The following is a 26172-nucleotide window of genomic DNA, read 5'->3' as shown; positions in this document are numbered from 1 at the left end:
CTAATCTTTATAAAGTTTCTTTGAGATAAAGTCTGCCGCTTCTTTCGCGATTTTTTTCACACTTTCCTTACGATATGCCACAGGATCGTATTGATAGCAACCCACACAGCCTAGCCCACCTTCACTTTGGGCAATATATCGCTCATCACCAGCATAAAAGTCATAAGGATTACCTTTGATATTTTTCGCACTCCAGCGGGTATTTGTCTCCTTGCAGGTTTTGCAAATTTGGCGTTTTATATCATTTGCCGCTTTGCATAAAGGCTGAAAATCTTGTAGGCTTTGGCTTTGCAAATCACTCACTCTAGCAGAATCTTTCCGCCCATCTTTGTGATCAATCTCAATTGTCGTGTTTTCACTCTTACCGCAAACGCCTAGCATTACACATTTTTGTGATTTGTAAAAATCTTTAATATCTTTTCGTATAGCTTGATTAAAGGCTTTTTGCGGATTAAATCCTTGCAACCTTATAGCATCAATGGCACTGCTGCTTGTGAGCGATTTATCAAGCTCTACAATATATGTTTTAGCTAAACTACTACTCGCCCGACACCAGCTTCCGCCATTGCCAAGCCGCAAAGTCTTGTATGCTCCCACAAACTCACTTACTCTAACCCACCTTGAAAAGCCTTTTTCATCAGGCTTAGCAAGTTCTAAAAATAAATCTATCTTGCTCTGTTTCATTCTTTTTATCCTAACTTACTCTCACACGCTCATTTCATACAATCTTTTACGCTCACTAGAGCTTGCGATATTAAGCTGTTGGCGGTATTTAGTAATGGTGCGTCTTACCATTTTAAGCTCAAATTTCTCTTCTACAATTTTTAGAATCTTCAAATCACTCAAAGGCTTTTTTCTATCCTCGTTTTTCACAAGATTCAATATAAAATCCTTAATTGACGCATTTGAAGTATCCCCATCAATAGCAGCGGTAAAAAAGCTTTTTATAGGGAAAATGCCCCTGTCGCATTCCAAATATTTATTCGCTATGGCACGAGAAATCGTGCTTGGGGCATAGCCCAAATCTTGGGCTATATCTTTAAGCTTCATTGGGCGAATCTCCCCACCCATAAAGAAATCATACTGATTTTCACGCAACGCAATGGCAATTTTTAGAATCGTAGCCTTACGCATATCTAGTGCATCTACCAAATCCTTAGCTTCTTTTAGCTTTGTTCTTAAAAATTCCGCCCCCTGCTTGTCTTTAAGCTTTAAATTCTCTTCAATCACAATCTTGGGATAATACGCATCATTAATCGCCACTTCAAGCTCATAAGTCGTATTTTTCAAGCTATCGCTTTTTAAGCGTTCAAAAATAAAAATATCAGGGATAATCTCCGCTTCCCTTGGGCTAAACTCAATGGCAGGGGGATTTTTAAAACTCTTAATAGTTTTCATCACAAGATTATAATCTTTGTGATTTTTATACTTGCTGTGATTGTGTAAGTCCTTAATCACCTTAGTTGCAAGTTCATAACTCTCCCCTTCTAAATCAGTATTATTAAGCTGAAAAAGAAAAGATTCTAGTACATCTCTTGCCCCCACACCATAAGGCTCTAAATACGCAAATCGCTGTCTTACCCTTTCAAATTCACCTTCACTTACTCCCATTTCTAAGGCAAGCTCCGCCACCGCCACATCTAAATAGCCCTCATCATTGATATTTTCTAGAATCTTAAAAGCAATACTTTGAGAAATGCTAGTAGGAAAAAGTTTAGAATCTATTTGAGATTCAAGCACTTCATATAAGCTTTGCTCACTGATATAATTTTGTTCAAATCGCTCATTAGACGCACCGCTAGATTGAGCTTTATTTCTTTTAGGTATCTTGGCATTCAGGCTTTGTGTCATTTGGCTTTGCACGCTTGCGTAAGGATTTTCATCAGCAATGGCATTAAGCGTTTCTTCAAGCTCGGTAACACCACTTTGCAAAATCGGCAACCAGCTTTTTAAAGTCGTAGAAAGCCGAGCTTTAACCTGCAGATTCCCGCGTAATTTCCCGCCTATACTCATACCTTAAAATGCTCTCCCAAATAGTATTTTCTCACAAGCTCATTACCATAAATCTCTTCAGCATTCCCACTTGCTAGTAACGCCCCGCTTTTAATCACATAAGTGCGGGAGCAAACTGAAAGCGTTTCTCGCACATTATGATCTGTGATTAATACCCCTATGCCAAGCTGTGTAAGCTTTAAAATAATATTTTGAATATCACTTACCGCGCGTGGATCTACCCCGGCAAAAGGCTCATCAAGCAAAATAAACTTTGGATCTTTGACTAACGCCCTAGCTATCTCTACGCGTCTTCTCTCTCCCCCACTTAGGCTAACGCCCTTTCTAGCGCGAATAGGCTCAATATTAAACTCTTCTAACATCTTTTCAATTTTCATCTGCTTATCTTTAGGGCTTTTAATGCTAATTTCAGCGGCTAACATCAAATTTTCTTCAACGCTTAAATCCTTAAAAATGCTAGATTCTTGTGGCAGATAGCCAATGCCTAGATTTGAACGCTTATGTAAGGGAAGCTTTGTAATATCTGTGTGATTAAGCATTACTTTGCCTTCACTTGGGTGCAAAAGCCCCGTAATCATATAAAAAGTTGTCGTTTTCCCCGCACCATTAGGACCCAAAAGCCCCACTACTTCACCACTACTCACTTCAAGTGAGACATCTTGGACGATTTTTGTTTTTTTAATCTGTTTGCTAAGATTGTGTGCTGTAAGCTTATTCATACGCCCACCTTATAGATTCTGTAGATTCTATTGTTTTGCCCTAGCTCTATGTCTATGCTTATGGGCGTAAAGCCATTTTGTCTAAGCAGTGTTTGCAAGTCATTTCCCCCCCATTCCACAAAATGCACACCTTGAAGCTCTAAGCATTCTAACAATCCTAGCTCAAGCATTTCACTTAGCTCCTTGCGATAAATATCATAATGATAAATCACCCCATATTTTTGACATTCATAGCCTTGTGATAGGCTAAAGGTAGGGGAGCTTACCTCGCTTGTATCCCCACCGCAATAGGCTACAAAAGAGCGAACAAGCGTTGTTTTCCCACTGCCAAGCTCCCCACGCAAAAGCACAATAGGCGATTTAGCTACATTCTCTTGCAGAATCTCACATAGGCTAAAAAGCTCATCTTCTTGGAGTTGTAGCTCACGCATTCTCATCGCCCTTATCTTGTTTGTCATTTTGCACGAGAACTTCCTTTATCCCCACACTATCGCGAATAGCTTCAATCACATCGCGATTTTGGCTTGTAAATTTTTGTAGCCCTTCTTGTTGATTTTGTGGGCTTTGGGCTTGTGGATTCTGCAAATTTTGCGGACTTTGCGAATCTTGTGTGGCTTGTGAGTTAGAATCTTGGATATTGTCTTGGACTTGCTCTATATGCGTATTTGCACCAAAAATCTCCCGCACAAGACTTACAATAATCTTACCAAACTCACGCAATTTTTCCTTATGCTCCCCTTGGGCTACACTCTGCCAACGCAACAGCGACTTTTCTCTGCTAAATTCCACAAATTTTACATTTTTTTCAAAAATCTCGCCTAGCTCGGCATTGCGATCTGTAATCTTTTGTATCAAGGTTTGAAAATGCAAAGCCCCTAGCGTTTTTTGTGAATCTAAAGAAGGTGTTTGGGCGGGAGCTTGTGGAGATTCAAAAGCTTGGGGATTCTGTGAATCTGCTGGAGTTTGGGGGGCTTGTGGATTCTGTGGCGAAGAGGGCAAAGAAGATAAAGCAGAAGTAGAATTTAGCACCTTATTTTGATTTGCTCCAAAAATCTCATTTTCTAGCTCTTCAATCATAGTTTCTATATCTTTTACCTTTATGGCTTCTTGCATTTTCATCGCACAGAGTAAAAGCACAAACGCCCCATCGGTGTTAAGATTTAACAAACTTTTAGATTCTGTGAGAATCCTAGCAAACCTATCTAGCAGCAAAGGCGGAAAGTCGCTATCCCTTTGCAAAAGTTTCTCCTTTAAAAAGAGCATCATTTCATCAAGTATCATCTCGCATTCATATTCATACAGCACTTGTAAAATCCCACTGACTTTATCGTGCTGATGGTGCAAAATGCCTTGAAAATACTCTTTCAAAACCTGCGGATCCACTATGCCTAGCATATCACTCACACTTGCAACTTCAATATGATTTTTACAAAAAATAATAGCTTGATCAAGTAAGGTGAGTGTATCTCGCAAGCTCCCAGATCCGCTCCGTGCGATCATCTCAAGGGCTTCTTGCTCATAGCTCACACCCTCTTTATTTAAAATATTTGTGATATGCTCAACAACAAGCCTATGGGGAATCTGCTTAAACCTAAAATGCTGAGTTCGGCTAAGGATAGTCGCAGGGAGCTTAAGCGGATCAGTTGTCGCAAGGATAAATTTCACAAATTCCGGTGGCTCTTCAAGCGTTTTTAATAGGGCATTAAACGCTTCTTTACTCAACATATGCACCTCATCTATGATAAAAATCTTATAGCGTCCAAAGCTAGGGCGGTATTTTGTCTGCTCAATGAGCTTTTTAATATCATCAATCCCCCTAGAACTCGCCGCGTCCATTTCAATAATATCTATATGCCGATTTTCTAATGCCGCTACACAACTCGCACAACTCCCGCAAGGTGTGCTGATAGGACCACTCTCGCATTCTAATGCTCTAGCAAAGATTCTAGCCGAGCTTGTTTTCCCACTCCCACGCAGTCCGCTAAAAAGATACGCGTGAGAAATATGCTTAGAATCTAAGGCAAGGGAGAGCGTTTGAGAGATAGCATTTTGCCCAACCAAGTCGCTAAAACTCGCTGGACGATACTTCAAAGCAAGGGCGATTGAACTCATAGTGTATTCCTTATGAAAGAGTCAGTATTGTATAAAAAGAATCCAAAAACTAACATTACACCGCTCTATTCTTGTTTTTTCTGCTCATCTTGCTTTTTTTCACCCTCATCTTGATAGTTAAAAACCGGCAATGAAAGCTTATAAAAAATCGCCAAAAGTCTAGCTGATACGCCCACAAAAAGCGTTAAGATTGTCCCCAGCATAATATCTATTTTCGCATATTCAAGCAGAGCGTAATACATTCCCCCAGCAATGATAGCAATGCCTGCATAAATCTCTTTTTGAAACACAAGGGGAATCCGCATACACAAAATATCACGCAAGATTCCACCAAAGACGCCTGTTATCACCGCTGCACTTACTGCTATGATAAAGCCATATTCCTTATCAATGGCTACTTGTGCGCCTAAAATACTAAAGACCACAAGCCCCACCGCATCAAGTGTAAGGAATACAGATTCAGATTTGCTCACCACTCGCGGGACTTGCGTAGTTAGCAATGCCGCTACGCAGATAAGAATCACATATTCAGGGTGGGCTACCCAAGTGAGCGGATAGTGATTGAGTAAAATATCGCGGATTGACCCACCGCCAATAGCCGTAACAAGTGCGATAAACATCACGCCAAACAAGTCCATTCTATGCTTTCCAGCCGCAAGAGCACCTGTCATACCTTCTGCTGTAATGGCGATGATATAAAGCGTTGTTAAAAGCATAAATTCCCTTTTTTGAAGCTCATTTGAATCTATGGAGCTACACTCTCAAAGTAGAAGCCAAACTATATTAAAATCTAGCTATAAAAATCTTTAGTGTGGAATCACTTTTGCTTTTAAACCCACAAATTGCTTCATAAAAGTAACAATTCCACGAGATTAAGATAAAGGATAGCCCTATGATGAGATCACTCTACACAGCCACCACCGGTATGCTAGGACAGCAAATGCAAATTGACAACACTTCAAACAATATCGCTAATGTCAATACCACAGGATATAAAAAGCAAAGGGCGGAGTTTGCGGATTTATTCTACCAAGTGTTGCAATACGCTGGGACAAGCACGAGTGAAACCACCATTTCGCCAACAGGCATTGAAGTGGGTATCGGTGTGCGACCCGTAGCAGTGCAAAAGATGTTTTCACAAGGACACCCCAAAGAGACGGAAAACAACCTTGATGTAGCCATCACCGGCAATGGATTTTTTCAAATTGAGTTGCCCGATGGCAATATCGCCTACACAAGAGCAGGGAGCTTTAAGCTTGATAATAATGGCAATGTCGTCAATGCAGAGGGCTATCGGCTTATCCCCGAGCTTACCATTCCAGAGGGGGCGACACAGATTAATATCGGCACAGACGGCACGGTAAGCGTGATTGAAGGCAATCAAACAGAAGTTAATGTGCTAGGGCAGATTGAGATTGTGAATTTCATTAATCCTGCTGGGCTTCACTCTCTAGGCGATAATCTTTTTATCAACACCAATGCTTCAGGCGATCCCGTAGCGGGAGTGCCCGGATTAGATGGCTTTGGGCAGTTGCGACAGGGATTTTTAGAGCTAAGTAATGTAAAGCTTGTAGAAGAGATGACGGATCTTATCACGGGGCAGAGAGCCTATGAAGCCAACTCAAAAAGCATTCAAACCGCAGATTCTATGCTACAAACCGTTAATGGCTTAAAACGATAGGTTGAGTAAAAAGCAAGTAAAAGGAGTGAGTGATGTTTGATAATTTTCCAAAGACTAGAAGTCCATTGCCACAAACTTATCAGGCTATCTATGAGCAACATTATAAGAACAATAGAGATGGATAAGGAACGGCAAGTGGCTTAGCCCAAAAATTAGAGCGTTGGCTACATTACAAAGTAGCCAATGACACACAAGGCATTAGTGGGCATAAAACCCTAGAAATAGGTGCAGGAACGCTTAATCAAATATCCTATGAAAGCGATTTCACACATGTATGATATTATAGAGCCATTCAAAGCCCTTTATAAAGATTCCCCAAAACTCCAACATATCAATGCCATATATAAAGATATTGCAGAAATAGCACAAAGCAGTGATATTAACGGGGGGGGGGTAAATACAAATGCCGATAAAATAAGTGCATTTGCTAAATCCCACATAGAATCCCCTGCTTCCCTTGAATCCACGCAATCCATTAAATCCCAAATCCAAAGCCCATTTTATGACAGAATCATCTCTTGTGCGGTTTTAGAACATATTGCAAACTTGCCTGAAATAGTAGCACACCCGTGCTTGTTGCTGAAAGATGATGGCGTGTTTTCCGCTGCTATCCCAAGCCAAGCTAGATTATGATGTCATTATGAATTATGAGCATATCAACACACAAGCTGAAATTGTTGAAATATGCGATTATTTCTTTGATTCTGTGAAAAAGTCGCTTTTTGGCATGTGTGATGAGCTTTCAATCTACACGCACCTTTCTTGCAGGAAGCCAAACAGACAGAGGGTAAAGGATTATCTCGCCCTGCTTAAGTCTTAGCTCAATTTTTAGAATCCCGCTTTATATTGGTGTGTTGTTTTTAGAAATATTTTATTTTCTGCAGCTCATAAAAAATCTTATCCGCTACAAGCTTGTAGCCATTTGGCAGTAAATGCACATCGGCTTTGGCTAAGGCGGCTTCCTCCCACTTTTTCTTACCCCCACTTTGATTGATAAAGCCCTCCAGATCAAAGAGCATTGTTTGCTTTTGTTTAGCCACTTTGATAACCGCCTCTCTCACGCCCTTAGCGTTTTTACTCATCTTATACACTGCTTTTTTACGCCTTGAGGCATTGCTTACCTTTTGCACCACAGGGGGCGGGGTAAGGAGCAAAATACTAGCAGTTGGATTAGCCTCCCTTATATTGTCAATCAAATCGCTGTAATTTTTCACAAAAAGCGATTCGTTAAAGGTATCATACAACGCGTCATTTGAACCATAGCAAAGGATAACTAAATCCGCAGGAAGAAAACGCATTTGCTGCATAAAAAGTGCCTTATCCCATTTCAGCCATAAATTTGAACGCGCCCCATTTATGCCAAGATTCTCAACAAGATTATTATTTTCATCTGTAAGGAAAAATCCGCCAAGCAACACCTTTTCATTTAACGCACGGATTGTGGCGGGATAGTGTAGGCTAAGGCTCAAAAACTGCCACACAAAAGGGCGTTTAGCATTGATAATAAAGCGTTGATTATGAGAATCTTCCACGATTAAAGCAGATTCTTTGTTGGGAGATTTAAAAATGATTTTTGTCTCTATGGGGTTTGTGGATTTTTGCGGACTAAGTGTGATGGAGGCAGGAAGCTCAAGGGGCTTAGCTACCACGCCACCTAGCGGATATTCATCAAGCTCGTGTAAGCGGGAGTTTAGAATCTCAAAATTCTCACTCTCATATTTTAGGGCGATATTTTGATGATAGTTTGGATAGAGCGGATACACAAAGCCTAGCGTGTAGTCCTTAAAGAGTAGCCCACGCAACCGATGAGAGAAAAAATCCCCCGCAATGTGAGAATCCCCCAAAACACGAATGCTAAGATTCTGCCTACTTTCAAGCTTTTGCTGTAAAGCTTTTGGAATATCGGCTTGATAATTCACAATGCCTTGTGTGGATTCTAAAAGCTTTTTGCTCACATTGGCAATCTTAGGCTCACTCTGCTCACTTATAGCCTTTGCAATGAGTTTGAGCGGATATTCTTCACCCATACACACATTCACACACGCACTCACGCAAAGTATAAGGGCAGTGATGAGCTTTTTCATTCCATTACCCCCATTTACTCCTGTGTAGGCTCACTCTCTTGCGGGGCATTCTCAAGCGGCAACACTTCAAGGCTATTTAGCAAAATATTTGCCATTATTTGATAGCCCCTTGTGGTGAAATGCACCCCATCATCAGCACGCACCTGCACACTCTTACCCTTAGCATTTTTGATAAACGCAGAATATTTCCCACCTTGCGTAACAATGCCATTGCTCTGTAAGAAATACTCTTCACTTTGTTTTACCGCAGATTCATACAAACTATTAAGATACATTATCTTATCATTGAGCGATTTTTCACGCACACTTGGCACTTCATACCAAGCCACACGCACATTATATGCTTTAGCCACTTGTAAAATCTCATCAATGCGTTGCGTGTAAATCTCCTCCCACAAAGGGCTTTTAAACGCTATACCTTTTTTCATACTCCACGGGTCATTTGCCCCCAAAAGCACGACTACAAGCGAAATGTGCGGATTCTTTTCTAAAGCATCTCTTGTGGCTAACTCCCAATTAAAATAATGCTTATAAGTCAGCCCTGTGCTGTGTTTGCTAAGATTTATCCCTTGAATCTTTACCTTTTTGAAAGTCCTTAGCAAATAGGGTGCAACGCCCTGCATCATAGAATCGCCGATGAGTAAGATGCTATCTCCCTCGCTCACTTGGATTCTAGGATTGTTAATACTTCTTAAGGGCGTGTAGCTTTCTTGCAATGGCGGTGGTGTGGGCTGTGTGGGCGGAGTGGAATGAGACAAATCTTGTGGGAAAGGCTTTGAAAAATCTAGAGTAGATTCTATTTGTGGGTTTGGTGTAGGCGAGTTAGATAAATCTTGTAAATCTTTAGGCAATGTTGGAGCAGAATCATCTGTGGTAGCGATATTTTTTAGCACCGCTTCTATGGGGTTAGATTCTTTGAAATCAGAATCTAGAGAGTGATTTTCTTGTAAAGTAGAATCTTGGGGATTAGAATCTTGTGGGCTAGATTCTAGCGTTTTAGAATCCAAATCGTGGGGTTGAGATTCTGCCTTTTTGTCTAAATTTGTATCACTAGAATCTTTTTGTAAATCTCGCCCCTGCAAAGCAGAATCCTGCTTAAAATCTAGCTCTCCCATATCCTGCTCAATCTGCCCCACTTCAAGCAAACCAAAGACTTTTGAACGCAGAGATTCTAACTCGTCCATTAGCTTATCACTTAGAGCAAAAAGGGCGTTATCTTGCAAATATAGGGCATTATACGCACTCCCCACAAACTCCATAAAGATATTTTCACTCTCACTAAAGTTATGATACTGCTGCTCCACATAGCTCACAATGGAACTATGCAAATAAAAAAGTAGCTGCAAAAATGTAAAAAGAGCGATGAAAACAAACTGCCACGCACGCATTAAAAACTCGCATAAATAAAATTAGGAATCCCACTAGGCATAAAGCCCACAATGAGCGTGAAAATCACCGCTAAGATAATGGGCTTTAGCACAAGGGGAATAAGGCTAAAAATGCGTTGCGTAGATTCTAAAGTGTGAGCTATAAAAGGATAGATTAAAAAGAGTGCTACAAAGCCCATAAGCACACTATACGCATAAACAGGCGGTGTGAGTGAAAAATTTTGATACATCGCTAAAAAAAAGTTTATCGCCTCTTCAAGTGAATGGTAATAAAAAAATATCCAGCACAAACTCACAAATAAAAATGTCAAACTAGCCCCTCCAAAAGGCAGTTTAGGTAGTCCTAGCTGCTTATAGCAGTTTAACACCACAAGCCCAAAGCCGTGTAAAAGCCCCCAGATGAGAAAAGTCCAAGTATCGCCGTGCCACAAGCCTGAAAGCCCAAAGGAAAAAAGCACTAGAATCTGTGTCATCACAAAGCCATTTCTATTGCCCCCAAGCGGAATATAAATATAATCACGAATAAAGGTTGAAAGACTAATATGCCACCTATTCCAAAAGTCTTTGAGATTTTTTGCCATATAGGGCATATTAAAATTTGGCGGTAAGGTAAAGCCTAGAGCTAACCCAAAAGCACACACAAGATTCACATATCCGCTAAAATCACAATAAATCTGCACACTATACGCAAACATCGCACAAAGCAATTCAAGGCTATGGTAGGAAAAAGGGGCGTTTAAAATGGGGGCGGCATAGATTTGTGCGTAATTTGCGATAAAGACCTTTTTTACCACGCCAAAAAGTATTAACGCGATAATCAAATCAATGTAGCCAAGCTCCCGCTTTGCGTGGTATTGACGAAAGAAAAAATGACTTCGCATTATAGGACCAGCAAGAAAGGTAGCAAAAAATGAAAGATAAGTTGCTAATGCAATAAAACTTTGCAAGGCAGGGTTTTGCTCTTCATAATACTCCCCATCATCTTCATATCGCATAAGATTCTTGCCCTCTTCATATACTTGACGCAGGTAGGTAATGGAATTAAAAGTATAAAAGCTTAAGCCCAAAGGAAAAATAATAACAGATTCTAAAAAATCAAGCCCCAAAAGCACAAGCAGGGTGTCAAACTCATCTTTGATATTTGCATAATATTTAAAAAAGCACAAAAATAACACACATACGCTAACACAGCTTAAAAACACAAACCGCAACCTTGCAGTGTCAATAAAAAGAGCTAGAACATACACAAGGCAGGTATAAATCCCCACAATAAGTGCAAAATAAGGGCTAAAAAAATAAATCACAAGATAGTTAAAGCCTAAAAGCAAAAGATTTTGAATCTTAAAGGACTTCACAGCCCAATAGAGCGAGAAAAATACAAGCAAAAGAACACTAAATTCAATGGAAAAAAAACTCATATCTCTATTTTACCTTTTTGACCTTTTTTGCTTTTTTTGTGTGAATCTGTGATTTTAAGAATAGTGCTACAAGCAGAGCCATTATGGCAAAACTTAGACTACACAACGCAAACAACTTGTATAAGGCTTAATTTGCCTTGCTTTGCCTTTAATGTAAAGTTAAGATTCTAAGCGGTAAATGCAGAATAAATCCTTGTGCTTCAACATTGCATTGCAACACTTCTATATAAAACTGCTTTGACTTCTCATCTGCCCACGCTTTTATTACAAAACCTCTAGCTTTATCAATTAAATGTAGAATCTCTTTAAAGTGAGCAAATATGCACTTGCAAATCCATTATAAGCCCCTAACCTACAATGTCTTTTTGACTTTTTTAGACACTTGCGAAATGATAAGAAAGAGCAGAGCTAAAAGCCCAAGCAGCACAAAGGGCAAGACATAAGAGTGCGTGTCAATCTTTTCTAATAGGGCAATCACCCCACTGCTTGCATAATACCCAACTACACCCACAATAACCGCCCACAACACGCAAGAGAATGCATTAATGAAATAGAATCTAGAGAGATTAAAGCGACTAAAGCCAATGGCAAGGGGGACTATGGTTTTCACCCCATAGAGATATTTACTTAGCACAATCAGCCACGCGTCATAGCGTTTAAGCCAGATTTGTGCGAGAGCGATTTTGCGTCTGTGCTTTTGAAGCAGGGCGTTTAAATCTTTTTTTTGATACCTTGCAAGATAGGCTAAAAGCGAACTGCCAATAATGTTCCCCACACACGCAATAGGCACGGCAAGCCATAAATCCATCTTACCCAAAGCACTCATCACCCCAGCGGTGATAAGCCCCACATATCCGCCCCCTAGCGAATATACAAACAAAATCACATAGCCCCATTTCTCAAGTGAATCTATCATATCTTGCATTGTTTTGCCTTTATGCTTGTTTTTATTGATGTGGTAGGGATTTTAACATAATTATAATAATAAATCTCATATATATTAGCATTATGCTTTAAAATTTAAGGCTTATCCCCTATTTTACGCACTCACGCTATGCAATACCTTATCATACAAGCGATAAGTTTTGCTACAAAGCCTTGCTATTTCCTCATCGTGTGTCGCAAGGATAAGGGCTGCTCCATTTGTGCGGATATATGAAAAAAGAATCTCCATCACACGCAAAGCCGTTTGCTTATCAAGATTCCCCGTTGGTTCATCAGCAAAAATAATCTTTGGTTTTTTTGTCAGCACCCTTGCGATAGATAGCCTTTGCTGCTGTCCGCCGCTTAACTGCCCGATAGGCTGATGCACGACACTAGCAATATCAAATGCCTCTAAAAGATTTTCATCAATGCTTTGTTGAGATAAAATGGAGGCGACTTTGAGATTCTCCACTCCGCTGAATCCGCGAAACAAATAATGCGACTGAAACACAATGCCAAGCTCAAGCCGCCTTAAAAGGAGCTGCTTCTTTGCAGGGATAGCATAAATATCTTCAATACCTAGCAAACTCACTTTCCCAGCCTTTGGGGGCAGGAGAGTGGAAAGATTATTTAAAATGGTAGATTTACCACTCCCACTTACACCAAGAATGGCTATGCTTTCCTCCGCATTCGCACTTAGACTAAGATTCTCATATAGCGTTGTTTCAAAGCTATGGGCTAGAGATGTGGTATTGAGCAGATTCATAATTATCCTTTTATGTCTTTGTGTCGCATAAAAGGGTGTATTGTAGCATAAAAAAAAGCTTTTATTCTCAAACCCTATTTGCTACCAAGCCCAGCTATATAGGCAAAATTTACCCACAATTTAGAATCTAGGATTACAATCAAATAGGCAAGAGATTCTTGCTTAAATCATAAATAAGGAGTCTTTATGAGAAAGATTATTGTTGCTACTGCTTTAAGTGTAGCGTGTAGTGCGGCGTTGTTGGCAGTGCCTTATGAGATTGATGTAAGCCATTCATCAGTGGGCTTTGGCGTGAAACATATGTCTGTAAGCAATGTAAAAGGGAGTTTTGATAAATTCAGTGGCTCACTTGATGTTGAGGGCAAGACTATCAAGGCGTTAAATGGAGAAGTAGAAATCTCTTCAATCAACACAAATTCAAGTGCGCGTGATAAGCACCTAAATGCCCCAGATTTTTTTGATTCCAAAAAGTTTGGCAAGGCGACTTTAGAGCTTGTAAAACACAATGGCAAAAAGCTTGAAGCAAATATCACAATGCGAGGTGTTACAAAAAAGGTGGTGTTTGATGTAGAGCTTAATGGTCCTGTAAAGCACCCAAAAACAGGAAAAGACTTGGTAGCAATCACATTGCAGGGCAAACTTAATCGCAAAGATTTTGGCGTAGGCACAGACACAGGCAATGCAATGGTAAGCGATAATGTTGATGTGCATATTGAGCTTGAAGCTATGCAAAAATAGTGTTCTTACTTTGTCTTCCTAGTCTTTAAGCAGCTTAGGGAGACGAGATTCTATAAGTCCTTTTGAAAATATCTTACTTCTTTGTCTTACATTATTTTAAATCTTATTTTTAAAGCATTAGACTTATAAGCACACTTTGTTTAGAGATTTGAAAGAATTAGCAGATTTTAAAAGATTCTAGCAGATTGTAGAATCTGCTAGATAAGTAAAGATTAGTGAATCTCACTCCAAATGCGTCTTTTCCAAAGATACGCAAGGACACTAAGCACACCAAAGAAAATCATCAAATATATACCTAGAGATTCTCTCTCCGCCTTTTTAGCATCACCTATGGATTCTAAATACGCTACAACTCGCTCTTGAGCTTCGTGTGTCAAGCCTACGCGTGGCATAGAAAGTCCCACAGGCATTACACCAAGCTCTTTTGCTAGATTGCTATAATCTTTGTCATCTTGCCATTCACTCTTTTTATCATTGGCTGGGAGTGAGCCTTCTTTTTTGATGATGGCTTCTTGAATCGCTTTATAAGACACTTTTTGTGGATCATTAATGAAGTATTCCAAATAATGCCATCCCTTACTGCGAATCATCGTTGATAAATCAGGTGCGGCAGAGCCAAGATACACGCCTAGAGATTCTGGCGTCGTGCGAGAGCTAACACCATCATACTTCATCGTGTGGCAGCGAGAACAAGCATTAAGGAAAGTGGCTTTATTTGTAAGACTCTCTTCAAGCTTGGCAATCTCATTTTGCTTTTGCCCTTCACTTAGCGTTGAGTTTTCAATATTGCCCTTTTTAGCAACAAACTCTTGAGATTCTAAAACTTGCTTTTTCAAAGACACAGAGCCAATAGACTTAAGATAGGCTACAATGTCGGCTACCTCTTGATTCAAATCTCCATCTGTTACATAAGGTGTCATAGGAAAATCGCCATTAGGGAACTTATGAGCTAAATGCAGCGTATTTGCAGGATCAATGATGAGATTTGCCAAAAATTTCTCATCATAAATCGCCCCAGCCGTTGAAAGATCGGGTGTGAAAATAGTCGCTTCCTTATCATCGCGGAAATACACAGCCATATCCCCACCAGCAATGCCAACATCATTGAGCGTATGACAAGCCACGCAATTTGCTTCTACAAGAGCTTTTCCACGCTCTGCATTGCCCTTGCTTACATCAACATTATGAGATAAATCTTTAAACTCAAAGTCCGCCTTTGCTACTTCGGGGTGAAAAGTGGCGTGTGCCAAAGGCTCAACACCCCAATACAGCACACCTACGATAACTACAATAATGCCTAGAATCTTAATCTCTCTCATTAGTGTGCTCCTTTCTTGTTTTCAAGTATGGTTACAATCGGCAATGCCACAAAGATAAGAAACAAAAATCCAATAGATGCTACAAAACCGATGAAGTTATTTGCCCCTTCAGGTGGGAGCTTTCCAAAGATTGTAAGAACAATCATATCTACAATAAGCAGACAGAACCACACAAAATAGCCCGGACGCTTATGTGCAGGCGCTATAACAGAGCTTCTATCAAGCCAAGGCAGGAATAAAAATGCCACTTGTGCGATACCAAAAGCAATAAGCCCCAAATCCGCACTAAAGAAGAATCCTCTTAACACCTCATAGCTCCACAAGAAATACCACTCTGGGTAAATGTGAGCTGGAGTTTTCATATTATTTGCAGGATCAAAGTTAATAGGATCCATAGCAAAGTCAAAGTGGAAGCACACAAGATAGAAAAAGCCTATCATAAACAAGCACACAACAAAAATGTCTTTTGACAAGAATACAGGCCAAAAAGGAATAACTTTAGATTCTTTTTTTCTGCCCTCTTCGTATTTTTTTGCCTCCGCTTCAAAGTCAATATGCTCACCATCTTCGTTATTCACGTGTGGCATTCTAAGCGTATAGAAGTGCAATGCAATCACACCAATAATCACAATCGGCAACAAACATACATGAAGCATAAAAAAGCGTGTCAAAGTAGAATCTGCAACGACAAAATTCCCCCTCACCCACTCAACCACATCAGGACCGATGAATGGAATCCCACCAAAAAGGTTTGTGATAACCGCAGCCGCCCAATAGCTCATTTGCCCCCAAGGAAGCATATAGCCACTGAAAGCTTCAGCAGAGAAAAGCACAAAAAGCAACATTCCGCCAATCCACACCATTTCACGCCCTTTTTTGAAAGAGCCATAATAAATAGCCACAAACATATGAATATAGATAATCAAAAATATCATACTTGCTGCCACAGCGTGGATATGCCGCCACAACCAGCCAAATGCCACTTCAGTCATAATCGTATGATTGACACTATCAAAAGCAAGATTCACATCAGGCTTATAATACATCAAAAGGAAGAATCCAGACACCACGAGCAACGAAAAGAGCGTGAGTAACACAACGCCCATCGCCCAAAGGAAATTGATGTTTTTAGGGACCCAATACTTCGTCATCATCACTTCCATTAATTTCCTAATGGCAAGGCGTTGATCAAGCCAATCTACCAAGCCTTCAGCTTTTTTCACTTCCATACTTTCTCCTTATGCTTGTTTTGTTTCAAGCAGGGCTTTATACTCTTGCCCCTCTTCGCCTAGCACCATTTTTGTCCCATCAATCTTAAAAGGTGGAATATCCATAGGACGCGGTGGTGGAGTGCCTGCTTCATTTATACCAGAAGAGTTGAATCTTCCGCCGTGGCACGCACAAGCAAACTCTTGTGAGCCTTGATTGAAGCTTGGGATACAGCCCAAATGCGTGCAAATCTGAATCCCAACCGTATAAACCGCACCATCTATTTCAAAATCTCTGCCCGGTGTTTTTTGGCTACCTGCTTGTTTTTTAAGAATATACACAGGCTTACCTCGCCATTCCACCGTTTGAAGCACACCCTCTTGCAATACACTCAAATCAAATGTTGTAAATCCTGCCGAAACAACGCTAGGCAATGGATCCCAAGAGCGTTTCATCGCATACAAAGAAGCCACAGCTCCCACAGCTGCAACACCACCTAGAGCCATTCCCAGAAAATCGCGTCTTTTTGTGTCTTGCATCTTTTCTCCTTTCGTGTTTATTTGAAGTTTAAAAAGCTAGTATCGTATGCAAAAAAGGCTTAAATATTGTTTATTTTTGTTAAACTTTTTGTTTATTTTTAGAGTATGTTATAATGTGCGACACGAAAATAAATGACATCATAAAAGGGTATAACAAAAGGGATATAATGAAGGGTTTTGTAGATTCTTGTGTGTTTTTTTTACAAAAGGAGTTTAGCCAACGCGGGTTTAAAAAAGGGGTTTTAGGCTTAAGCGGCGGGATAGATTCTGCTGTGGTAGCAGCTCTTGGCGTTTTGGCTTTGGGGAGTGAAAATCTAAAAGTTTTGCTTATGCCCTCTCTTAGTTCAAGTCCCATACACTTTAATGATGCACTTAATCTTGCTAAGATTCTAAATCTCACCCCGCAAGTAATAAAGCTTGAAAGCTTTCAAAGCCATTTTGCCTCGCATTTGGGATTTGAAAACGACTTACTCAAAAGCGATTTAGATGATAGGCAAAAGTTGCGTATGGGGAATTTTTGCTCTAGGCTTAGAATGGCATTACTCTATGATTATGCAAGTGCGGAAAATGCCCTTGTGCTTGGCACAAGCAATAAAAGTGAGCTTGTGCTTGGCTATGGGACGATTTTTGGCGATTTAGCCTATGCGATAAACCCCATCGGCAGCCTGTATAAGACACAAATTTTTACCCTAGCCAAGCATCTCAATCTTCCGCAGAATCTCATAAATAAAAAGCCAAGTGCGGATTTATTTGCTAATCAAAGCGATGAGAATGATTTGGGATATAGCTATGAAGAGATTGATTCTTTTCTTATGTGTTTTGAAAATCTAGGCGGTTTAAAGGCAGGGCAAAAAGATGAGCGAGACTGCATTCAAAACGCTTTAGAATCTCAAGGCTTTAAATCCCAAATGGTAAAATCACTTTGCACAAGAATCTGGATAAATGCCTTTAAACGCACTATGCCAAGCGTGTTTGCCTTTAGCAACCCCCCTTGTATCACACATCAAAACTAAGGAAAACAATGCGTTTTATTGACTCATATTTTTATAATCCCAACTTCCCGCAAAAATGCCTAAGTATCACTCTTTTACCTATTTCACTCCTTTATGCCATAGGCTCAATTGTAAGGCGAAAATTTTCCAAATTCCACGATTTTCATATCCCCATTGTGAGTGTGGGGAATCTCATCGCCGGGGGCAGTGGCAAGACACCTTTTATCATTGAGATAGCAAAAGATTTTCAAAATGCCTGTGTCATTTCTCGTGGCTATAAACGCTCATCTAAAGGGCTTGTTATAGTGAGCTTAAATGGTGAGATTCAAATCTCACAAGAAGAAGCCGGAGATGAGCCTCATCTCATCGCAAGAGAGCTAAAAAATGCAAGTGTGATTGTGTCTAAAAACCGCATAGAAGCTATACATAAAGCAAAAGAGCTAGGGGCTAAAGTTATATTTTTAGATGATGGATTTAGATTTAGATTTAAAAAACTCAATATCGTGCTAGAGCCGCTTTTAAAGCCGTATTTTCCATTTTGTTTGCCAAGTGGGATTTACCGCGAAGTAAAAAGTGCGGTAAAGGAAGCCGATATACTCGTGCGTGAGGGGATAGAGTATGAAAGGGAGGTGAGTATAGAATCTCCAAGTGAGCGAATGCTTTTGCTTACTGCTATTGCTAATCCTTCAAGGCTTGATGCGTTTTTGCCAGATTCTGTGGTGGGGAAAATCACGCTCAATGACCACGCACGATTTGATATACAAGCCTTGCAAGAGCTACAAAAAAAGCATAACGCCACTTCACTACTTGTAACAAGCAAAGATGAGGTGAAGCTAATGAAAAGCGGACTAGATTTAAGCGTTATGCGGTTGCGTTTGAAAATAGATTCTAAAGTTTTAGGGCAGATTCAGGGCTATGTGAAAAGTTTCGAAACGCAAACACAAGTAAATTAGCATTATTGTAAAAATGTTAGAATCTTGCCTTGTGAGTTAAAAGACTTGGTGAGCTGAAATTTGTATAAAGGAGATTTAACAATGAAACTTCAAGCAGGAGATAAAGCCCCGCTTTTTAGGCTAAAAAGTAGCGATGAGACAGAATTTGCCTTGCAGGATTTATTAAGCAAAAATATCATTGTGTATTTTTACCCCAAGGACAATACGCCCGGCTGTACGATTGAAGCAAAAGACTTTAGTGCGCTTTTGGAATCTTTTGCCGCCAAAGATTATGTGATTGTAGGCATTAGTCCAGATAGCCCAAAATGTCATCAAAATTTTATTGCCAAGCAGAATCTTAAGATTTTGCTTCTTAGCGATACGGATAAAAGTGTGGCAAGTGCGTATGGGGCGTATGGCACAAAAATGATGTATGGCAAGGAAGTGCAAGGGATTATCCGTAGCACATTTATCATTGGTAAAGATGGTGTGATTAAACAAAGCTTTTATAATGTCAAGGCTAAAGACCACGCTCAAAAGGTGCTAGAGAGTTTGGAATAATGCGTGAGCTTGGGGGAAACAAACCCCATAGCACATAAAACTATTAGGGCTATAAGAATAAAATTTACCTTTAGATTCAGATTCTATCTCGCTCAAAAGTAAGCTTAGAATCTTACATTTAGCCCTAGCATAAGATACATTGGAGCATCTAGGTCAAGATTTTGAGCCGTGATAGTCCCAGCACCTGCACCATTAGGGAGTTTTACAGGATTCACCGCTTTGTTATTAAAATATTCAGCTAAAATAAACTTCATACGCAATTCTAGCTCAACATAGTCGTTAATCACATACGCACCGCCCACATTAAATCCAACACCAATGCCATCTATATTGCCTAGGTTTGTTTTACCCATATTATACACCGCACCAGCTCCAGTAAACACGCCAAAGCCACTTGCAAAATCATAGTGATAATAATCCACATTTACACCGATATGATTAAGATTCATTCTGCCTAGAATCTCATCTTTATTAAAACTCGCCCCAATATAATCAGCATAGATTCTAATAGCTTGTGTTGGCTTAAAATACACATCATAGCCTAGCCTAGCACTTCCACCAAAGCCACTTAAGCTCTTATCGCCATCAAATTGATCTATCTCAAAGCCTTGATTGTTAAAATACTCTGATGACCGATCCATAAAGCCAAAGCTCCCAGACGCACCTATCATAAACTTATTTTGCCCAGCCATTTCATCAGCCTGTGCAATACTCAAAAAGAAAAATCCGCATAAAACAAAAGCTAACTTTTTCATTCTCTCTCCTTTTTGTAAAAAGTGGGCGAGATTCCAATCCAAGCAGGTAAATTTTCACAATCTTTACAAGGTTTTTGTTTTAGCAATTTCTTTGTAGGTCTCAAACACATCGCCCACTTTAATGTCATTGTAGTTTTCTAGCATAATGCCACATTCATAGCCTTTTGACACTTCCTTAGCATCATCTTTAAACCGCTTGAGTGAGCTAATAGATCCTGTATGCACCACCACACCATCGCGTATAAGCCGCACTTTAATACTCCTTTGAACACTCCCATCAACGACCATACACCCAGCAATCACGCCAACCTTAGGAATATTAAATGTCTCACGCACTTCAGCTTGTCCGGTGTTTTCTTCTTCAATCACAGGCGACATCAGCCCACCAAGCAACGCCTTAACATCATCAAGCAATGAATAAATAATGGAATATGTCTTAATCTCAACGCCAAGCTCTTTTGCCTTTGCTTTGACATTCCCTGTTGGGCGAATATTGAATCCTAGAATCAAGCTATTTTCACTTGTCGCAGACAAATCTATATCACTTTCACTAATCCCCCCAACGCCAAAACCGATAATATTGACACGCACTTCATCATTACTTAACTTTTCCAAACTTGCTTTTATCGCTTCTAAACTGCCTTGTGTATCAGCCTTAATAATAAGTGGCAGACTTTTAAGATTCCCTTGAGCGACCATCTCGCCTAGCTCATCAAAAGTAACCTTTGTGCTTTTGCTTAGCTCTTTTTGCCGCAGATATAGGGCTCGTTTTTGTGCGTGTTCTCGTGCAATCGTGTCATTTTCCACACTTTGAAGCACTGCCCCCGCACTTGGCACAAGTGAAAGCCCCGTAACAACCGCTACACCAGAAGGATAAAGCTGTGTGATATTCTGCCCCCTATCATCAAGCAATGCCCTCACACGCCCAAAAGCCGTATCCGCCACGACAGAATCCCCGACATTCAGCACCCCTTGTTGCACGATGATAGTTGCCACCGGACCCCTGCCTTTTTCCAAACTCGCCTCTAATACGATAGCTCTAGCTTTACCTTGATGAGAAGCTTTAAGCTCTAAGACCTCAGCTTGGATTAAAATTGTCTCTAGCAGATTTTCAACCCCCTCCCCACTCTTAGCAGAAATAGGGATAAACTCATATTCCCCACCCCACTCATTAGGCGTGAATCCAAGCTCCGCACATTCAGCCTTAAGCTTATCGGGGTTAGCATTTTCCTTATCCATTTTATTCATCGCAATGATGATTTGCACATTAGCAGCCTTGGCGTGATTGAGTGCTTCTATGGTTTGTTGCTTCACGCCATCATCAGCAGCAATAACAATAATAGCTATATCCGTAACCTGCGCTCCACGGCTTCGCATTTGTGTAAAGGCTTCATGTCCGGGCGTGTCAATAAAGCTGATTTTTTTGCCATTTTTTTCCACCATATATGCCCCAATATGTTGGGTAATGCCCCCCGCTTCACCACTTGCCACGCGAGAATTACGGATATAATCAAGTAGTGAAGTTTTGCCGTGATCCACGTGCCCCATAATCGTAACCACAGGCGGACGCTCAAGCTGTGGTGCATCTTCTAGTTCCATTTCTATTTCACTATGTTCTTTCACATCGTGGATAGAAATCTCTAGCTCAAACTCATCTGCTAGAATCTCAATAGCATCGCGATCAAGGAAATCATTTTTAGTCGCCATAAGTCCAAGATTAAATAGCACCTTGATGACTTCTTTAAGTTCTACTCTAATAAGTTCAGCAAACTCATATACGCGTATCTCTTCTGGGATAGAAATCGCCCCTTTGACTTTATCTACATTTTTTACTACTTTTGGCGGTTTGCGTCTTTTACCACCGCGTTTAATGCTCCCTTCATTCATCCACGGATTCTTTCTGTGAATCTGCACTCTATCTGTGATAGCTTGGCGGATTTTATTTTCTTCATCTTCATCACGCACCTGCGTTTCATTCAAATCAAAAAGCATAATCTCATCTTGCTCATCATCATAATCAAAGCTAATATCCCTATCATCTAAAATATGAATCTTTTGATCTGTTGTATGCTTATGGGCTACCTTTGGCTTATGCTTATCTTTTTTGTGCTTTTTATGCTCTTCATCGGCACTTTGTGCGAGAAGCTCTTTATAGCTTAGCGTATGCTTTTTACTCTCGTCTTTTTTAGATTCAATAGGGCTTTGCTCTTTACTTTTTAGCTCTTGCTTATCATTCTTGCGGACAATCCTTAAGCCTATCTTGGCTTTTGGCTCTGCATTCACAACTTGAGTGGCTTCAGGATCTTGAGTAGAATCTTGGCTTTCTTTAGGGCTTGTTGCTTCAGTTTGTGGGCTATCCTGCTTTATCTTTTTAGATTCTTGCTCTAATGGAGCTTCTTTTTTGGTTTTAGATGGCTTTTTCTCTTTTTCCACCATTTGTTTTTTTTCTATTTGGGCTTTTGTATCTTTAGCTTGAGATGAAGTCTTTTTAGCAGAATCTTTACTTTTAGTTGCCTTTGACTTTTTAGATTCAGGCTTTGGGGGCAAAGGATTTACACCTGTTGTCATAAACTCATAGAGCATTGCCGCCTCTTCTTGCGTAACCGAGCTCGAAGGCGTTTTGACACTTAACCCCATTTCCTTGGCTTTTTCAAAGGCAAATTTAGCGTCTTTGCCAAATTCCTGCCCAATTTGTGCTAGTCTAATTTTTTCCATTGATTGCTTATCTCCTTTAGTCTTACAGCATAGTTCTCATTTGGTTTGAGCTTATTGATTTTGAGTATCACTTGAAGTGTTTTTGGCTGCCCTACGCACTCCCAACACACATAAAAACTTCGTCCTTTCCCGCTAAACTCACATAGGGAATCACCATCACATTGCAGTCTTAAAAGCTCCTTTTGATGAAATCTCTTGCGGCATTTGACACACATACGCGTTTGCTTGGCTTGTTTCATTTGTATTATACCTAATTTTTATGATTCTAGCAGTGTCGCGCCCATATTATCAAACTCCAGCTCAAACACGCGGAATTTTGGAAAGCTCTTTTGCATTAGCTCTGCAAGATTCTTACTCTCATCGGCATAGCAAATATTTAAAAATGATGAGCCACTGCCAGAGAGCGTACTTAAGAGAGCGTTATTCTCTAAAGCAAGTTTTTGGATAGCAAATAAAATCGGCAAAGCCTTCATACGCACATCTTGGTGGAATCTATCCCCACTTGCTTCCCTTAGTAGTGTATAATCCCCTTTTAAAAATGCAGCACTTAACATACACGCGTGAGAAAGATTAAAAACCGCATCTTTTGTGCTGTATTTCTTAGGCAAAGTGCGACGAGAAAATTTTGTAGAAATAGTCGTATTTGGCACAACAACAACAGCTTTAATATCTCTAGAGATTGGCGTTTTCATACTCACAACCCTTGTTTTTTGACTGCCAAAAATAGAATCTTTATGGGTATTTTTGGTGGGCTGTTTATTAGATTCTAGCATTGCGATGTTAAAGCCCCCACAGAGTGCAGGAGTAATATTATCAGGGTGATTTTCATAGCAAAGGGCAAGGTTTAGAATCTCATTTGTATCCAAAGGCTTTTGCATTATATGATATGCACTCACAATCGCCCCGATAATCACCGCCGAGCTAGAGCCAAGCCCCCTTGAGATAGGAATATCATTGTGAAAGCTAAACTTATAATGTCTCCGCGGATATTCATAAAATTCAAGCACTTCATTAAAAATTTTAACAAACACATTATCCACGCGTAATTTTGGGCGATCTTCACCTTCTCCTGCAATATGGATACTGCTAAGTCGTGCGGGAGTAACGCTAAAAGTATTATAAAGATTCAAAGCCAAACCCAGCGTATCAAAGCCCGGTCCAAGATTGGCACTTGTAGCAGGAACACGAACAACCAAAACTTCTCTCCTTCCCTTTTAAAACATCAAAAAACTCGCATTATAATGTTTTTCTCTTAACTCCGCTTGTAAAGCCCCTAGATTCTAACTTTGCACCGGTGGCAGTATATACAATGGCTCTATCTTATGATGAAAACGGAGCGTATCTAGAATCTTTGGGAGATAAAACTCACTCTCTTGTGGGCTATCTACACCATAAGCAAGGGTAATCTCGCCATTTTCATTTTCATAAAAATAAGTTGTGCCAAAGGCTTTAATATACTTTGCTTGAGTGAAATAAAAGCTAGAAGTAGCTAATAGCTTCACTTCATAAAGTAAGCTTAGCGTGTGCAAAAAAATATGTGTAAGCTTCAACGCACTAAAACTCCCGGGACCATTGGCATAGTAAATGGTGTTTATTTTCATATCTGCATATTTAGAATCTTGCTTGGGATTTGGGAGTAAAGATTCAAAGATTTTAGGCAAGGCGGTAAGTGTTAGCTCATTGCTTACTATCTCTTCAAAAAGCTCTTTATTCTCATATAATCCACATTTTATAGTCCCACCAACACTCACAAGTGCTATATCAATTTCTTTCAATTTTATCTCTTAAACTTTTAAGGCTTACATCTCAACAATTACATCTCATAGGCGTATTCCAAGGCTTCTTCCATAGCCTTATCTTCAAGGCTTACAATCTCATAGGCTTTTTCATCACTTAAAAGCTGTTTTGTGAGTAAGTGATTAAGCTTGTGGCTTCCCGCATAAGAGACATAAGTGCCAAGCAGGGGCATTCCAAGCAATGCCATATCGCCAATAGCATCTAGAATCTTATGTCGCACAAACTCTTCCTTATACCTCAACCCATCTTTATTCAAAATCCCACTCTCATCAAGCACGATACAATTACTCAAATCCCCGCCCTTAGCAAGTCCAATAGAGCGTAAATAATTTACTTCGTGTAAAAATCCAAAAGTCCTAGCACGGGCAATCTCTTGCTTATACGCCTTTGTGCTAAAGGTAAATTTATAGTGTTGCTGACGGATAGCAGGGTGGCTAAAATCAATGCTAAAATCAAAAATTGTCCGCTCACTAGGCTCAACTCGCACGAACTTTTTATCATCTTGAATCTCAATGGGCTTTTTAATAGCGATAGCTTTTTTTGGAGCATCTTGTGAAATAACCCCAGCTTCCTCAATAAGCATACAATATCCAATGGAACTTCCGTCCATTATCGGCACTTCCTCATTATTTAAGCAGATTCTAATATTATCAATCCCATAAGCGTGAATGGCTGAAAGCAAATGCTCAATGGTAGAGATTCTAGCTTCCCCCTTGCCAAGCACGGTTGCCATTGTGGTATCAATGACATTTTCGGGCTTTAGCTCAATACTTGCCCTCAAATCACTACGATAAAACACTATACCACTATTCACATCTAATGGCTCTAGCTCCATTCTCACAGGCACACCCTTATGTAGCCCAACGCCCACAATCTCAACCTTATTCTTTATCGTTTTTTGTTTCATAGCAAGTCCTTTATGACTATATCATCGTCTTTTTTAAAAATTATTTTGAATAATGCACTGCTTTGGTTAATTTTATGTAAAAAAGGCTCATCAAGCAACCTATCTTGAAAAATGATCGCTGAAGCTAGAATCTTTTTGCAAATCATATATTCCCCGCCAACTTCAACGCTCCCCTTGCATTCACCAAAAACAGCAAGATTCCCACCTGCTACCACCCTAGCACCATCATTGACTTGAGATTCTATCACCACATCACCATTATGGATAATCTCCTCTCCACTCCGCACCACTTTAGAGACAAACAATGTGGGGGCAGATGAAATCTTTTGAGATTCTGCATTGAGCTTAGAATCTTTAGACTCCTTTTGCTGTGGGCTTTGAAAAGTGTAAATCGTATCAAGTGTGCTAAAACTTAGCTGATGAGATTGCAAAAACTCTTTTAAAACAGAATCTATCTCGCCTTTAAAGCCAAGCGTGTGGTATCGCAAAAGGGGCAAATGCTTTGTGATAAAAGCGATATATTCCTCCGTGTTAGCTCCAGCTTCAAATTCAAATAGCTTTAATGTCCGCTGATGTGTCTTTATCATAGCCTTGCACCCTTTA

28 protein-coding genes are annotated in these 26172 nt (G+C 40.0%); 7 read left to right on the top strand and 21 right to left on the bottom strand.

Annotation, left to right across the window (positions count from 1 at the left end):
* The 6 genes from HCN_RS00520 to HCN_RS00495 all read right to left on the bottom strand — a co-directional run bounded on the left by HCN_RS00520 (position 1) and on the right by HCN_RS00495 (position 5560).
* The gene (locus HCN_RS00520) at positions 1-684 is read right to left on the bottom strand and encodes a type II restriction endonuclease NlaIII (RefSeq protein ID WP_014666220.1); all 684 of its coding nucleotides are present in this window, start codon (positions 682-684) and stop codon (positions 1-3) included.
* Positions 685-705: 21 nt separating this feature from the next.
* Complete coding sequence (locus HCN_RS00515) at positions 706-2013, bottom strand: RNA polymerase factor sigma-54 (protein ID WP_014666219.1); 1308 nt, start codon at positions 2011-2013, stop codon at positions 706-708.
* Positions 2010-2732 (bottom strand): LPS export ABC transporter ATP-binding protein, encoded by a 723-nt coding sequence (gene lptB / locus HCN_RS00510; RefSeq protein WP_014666218.1) that lies wholly within the window; start codon positions 2730-2732, stop codon positions 2010-2012. The genes HCN_RS00515 and lptB overlap by 4 nt, the downstream gene beginning before the upstream one ends.
* Positions 2729-3190 carry a tRNA (adenosine(37)-N6)-threonylcarbamoyltransferase complex ATPase subunit type 1 TsaE gene (gene tsaE / locus HCN_RS00505; RefSeq protein ID WP_230197859.1) on the bottom strand — a complete coding sequence of 154 codons (462 nt, stop codon included), beginning with the start codon at positions 3188-3190 and terminating at the stop codon, positions 2729-2731. Before tsaE ends, lptB begins: the two co-directional genes overlap by 4 nt.
* On the bottom strand, positions 3156-4844 hold the full coding sequence (locus HCN_RS00500) for a DNA polymerase III subunit gamma/tau (RefSeq protein WP_014666217.1): 1689 nt from the start codon (positions 4842-4844) through the stop codon (positions 3156-3158). The genes tsaE and HCN_RS00500 overlap by 35 nt, the downstream gene beginning before the upstream one ends.
* A gap of 65 nt (positions 4845-4909) precedes the next feature.
* Complete coding sequence (locus tag HCN_RS00495; protein ID WP_002956171.1) at positions 4910-5560, bottom strand: trimeric intracellular cation channel family protein; 651 nt, start codon at positions 5558-5560, stop codon at positions 4910-4912.
* 176 nt (positions 5561-5736) lie between these two features.
* On the opposite strand from HCN_RS00495, the gene flgG reads away from it, so the two are divergent.
* The 3 genes from flgG to HCN_RS00480 all read left to right on the top strand — a co-directional run bounded on the left by flgG (position 5737) and on the right by HCN_RS00480 (position 7345).
* A complete protein-coding gene (flgG, locus tag HCN_RS00490) occupies positions 5737-6525 on the top strand; it encodes a flagellar basal-body rod protein FlgG (RefSeq protein WP_002956170.1) in 789 nt (262 codons plus the stop codon).
* A gap of 252 nt (positions 6526-6777) precedes the next feature.
* The gene (locus HCN_RS11525) at positions 6778-7158 is read left to right on the top strand and encodes a methyltransferase domain-containing protein (RefSeq protein WP_162129468.1); all 381 of its coding nucleotides are present in this window, start codon (positions 6778-6780) and stop codon (positions 7156-7158) included.
* 7 nt (positions 7159-7165) lie between these two features.
* Complete coding sequence (locus HCN_RS00480; RefSeq protein WP_230197855.1) at positions 7166-7345, top strand: methyltransferase; 180 nt, start codon at positions 7166-7168, stop codon at positions 7343-7345.
* 40 nt (positions 7346-7385) lie between these two features.
* On the opposite strand, the gene HCN_RS00475 is transcribed toward HCN_RS00480, so the two are convergent.
* From HCN_RS00475 to HCN_RS00455, 5 genes are all read right to left on the bottom strand, one after another.
* Positions 7386-8609, bottom strand: a complete 1224-nt coding sequence (locus HCN_RS00475; protein WP_014666215.1) for a GDSL-type esterase/lipase family protein — start codon at positions 8607-8609, stop codon at positions 7386-7388.
* 14 nt (positions 8610-8623) lie between these two features.
* A complete protein-coding gene (locus tag HCN_RS00470; protein WP_014666214.1) occupies positions 8624-9997 on the bottom strand; it encodes an SGNH/GDSL hydrolase family protein in 1374 nt (457 codons plus the stop codon).
* Entirely contained in the window at positions 9997-11415 is a 1419-nt protein-coding gene (locus HCN_RS00465; RefSeq protein WP_014666213.1) for an MBOAT family O-acyltransferase, read from the bottom strand. Before HCN_RS00465 ends, HCN_RS00470 begins: the two co-directional genes overlap by 1 nt.
* A gap of 352 nt (positions 11416-11767) precedes the next feature.
* Complete coding sequence (locus HCN_RS00460) at positions 11768-12340, bottom strand: DedA family protein (protein WP_014666212.1); 573 nt, start codon at positions 12338-12340, stop codon at positions 11768-11770.
* Between the two features lie 114 nt (positions 12341-12454).
* Positions 12455-13105, bottom strand: coding sequence for an ABC transporter ATP-binding protein (locus HCN_RS00455; protein WP_014666211.1), 651 nt, complete (start codon positions 13103-13105; stop codon positions 12455-12457).
* Between the two features lie 186 nt (positions 13106-13291).
* Here HCN_RS00455 and HCN_RS00450 point away from each other — a divergent pair, with 186 nt between their 5' ends.
* Positions 13292-13843, top strand: coding sequence for a YceI family protein (locus HCN_RS00450; RefSeq protein WP_002956161.1), 552 nt, complete (start codon positions 13292-13294; stop codon positions 13841-13843).
* 212 nt (positions 13844-14055) lie between these two features.
* On the opposite strand, the gene HCN_RS00445 is transcribed toward HCN_RS00450, so the two are convergent.
* The 3 genes from HCN_RS00445 to petA are packed head-to-tail and all read right to left on the bottom strand — an operon-like array spanning position 14056 to position 16910.
* Positions 14056-15162, bottom strand: a complete 1107-nt coding sequence (locus HCN_RS00445; protein ID WP_014667499.1) for a c-type cytochrome — start codon at positions 15160-15162, stop codon at positions 14056-14058.
* The gene (locus HCN_RS00440; RefSeq protein WP_002956159.1) at positions 15162-16391 is read right to left on the bottom strand and encodes a cytochrome b; all 1230 of its coding nucleotides are present in this window, start codon (positions 16389-16391) and stop codon (positions 15162-15164) included. Before HCN_RS00440 ends, HCN_RS00445 begins: the two co-directional genes overlap by 1 nt.
* 9 nt (positions 16392-16400) lie before the next feature.
* Positions 16401-16910, bottom strand: coding sequence for a ubiquinol-cytochrome c reductase iron-sulfur subunit (gene petA, locus HCN_RS00435; protein WP_014667498.1), 510 nt, complete (start codon positions 16908-16910; stop codon positions 16401-16403).
* A 167-nt stretch (positions 16911-17077) separates the two neighbouring features.
* Between petA and HCN_RS00430 the strand changes: the two genes are divergently transcribed.
* From HCN_RS00430 to bcp, 3 genes are all read left to right on the top strand, one after another.
* On the top strand, positions 17078-17923 hold the full coding sequence (locus tag HCN_RS00430) for an NAD+ synthase (RefSeq protein WP_014666210.1): 846 nt from the start codon (positions 17078-17080) through the stop codon (positions 17921-17923).
* 8 nt (positions 17924-17931) lie between these two features.
* A complete protein-coding gene (locus HCN_RS00425; protein WP_014666209.1) occupies positions 17932-18855 on the top strand; it encodes a tetraacyldisaccharide 4'-kinase in 924 nt (307 codons plus the stop codon).
* Between the two features lie 81 nt (positions 18856-18936).
* Positions 18937-19395, top strand: coding sequence for a thioredoxin-dependent thiol peroxidase (gene bcp, locus HCN_RS00420; protein ID WP_014666208.1), 459 nt, complete (start codon positions 18937-18939; stop codon positions 19393-19395).
* 104 nt (positions 19396-19499) lie between these two features.
* Here bcp and HCN_RS00415 read toward each other — a convergent pair whose 3' ends face one another.
* The 7 genes from HCN_RS00415 to minC form a co-directional block, all read right to left on the bottom strand.
* Complete coding sequence (locus tag HCN_RS00415) at positions 19500-20150, bottom strand: hypothetical protein (protein WP_014666207.1); 651 nt, start codon at positions 20148-20150, stop codon at positions 19500-19502.
* Positions 20151-20213: 63 nt separating this feature from the next.
* Entirely contained in the window at positions 20214-22865 is a 2652-nt protein-coding gene (gene infB, locus HCN_RS00410; RefSeq protein WP_014666206.1) for a translation initiation factor IF-2, read from the bottom strand.
* A complete protein-coding gene (locus HCN_RS00405; protein ID WP_002956152.1) occupies positions 22847-23104 on the bottom strand; it encodes a DUF448 domain-containing protein in 258 nt (85 codons plus the stop codon). Before HCN_RS00405 ends, infB begins: the two co-directional genes overlap by 19 nt.
* A gap of 18 nt (positions 23105-23122) precedes the next feature.
* Positions 23123-24061: a homoserine kinase gene (gene thrB, locus HCN_RS00400; RefSeq protein WP_014666205.1), complete on the bottom strand. Its 939-nt coding sequence runs from the start codon at positions 24059-24061 to the stop codon at positions 23123-23125.
* Positions 24062-24145: 84 nt separating this feature from the next.
* Entirely contained in the window at positions 24146-24640 is a 495-nt protein-coding gene (locus tag HCN_RS00395; RefSeq protein ID WP_002956150.1) for a hypothetical protein, read from the bottom strand.
* A 38-nt stretch (positions 24641-24678) separates the two neighbouring features.
* Positions 24679-25569: a UDP-3-O-acyl-N-acetylglucosamine deacetylase gene (gene lpxC, locus HCN_RS00390; RefSeq protein ID WP_002956149.1), complete on the bottom strand. Its 891-nt coding sequence runs from the start codon at positions 25567-25569 to the stop codon at positions 24679-24681.
* Complete coding sequence (minC, locus tag HCN_RS00385; protein ID WP_014666204.1) at positions 25566-26156, bottom strand: septum site-determining protein MinC; 591 nt, start codon at positions 26154-26156, stop codon at positions 25566-25568. Before minC ends, lpxC begins: the two co-directional genes overlap by 4 nt.
* Between the last annotated feature and the right edge of the window lie 16 nt (positions 26157-26172).

This window comes from Helicobacter cinaedi PAGU611 (assembly GCF_000284635.1).
Classification (GTDB): Bacteria; Campylobacterota; Campylobacteria; order Campylobacterales; family Helicobacteraceae; genus Helicobacter_C; species Helicobacter_C cinaedi.
Note: the sequence above shows the minus strand (reverse complement) of the source record. Positions and strands in the feature narration are given on the sequence as shown.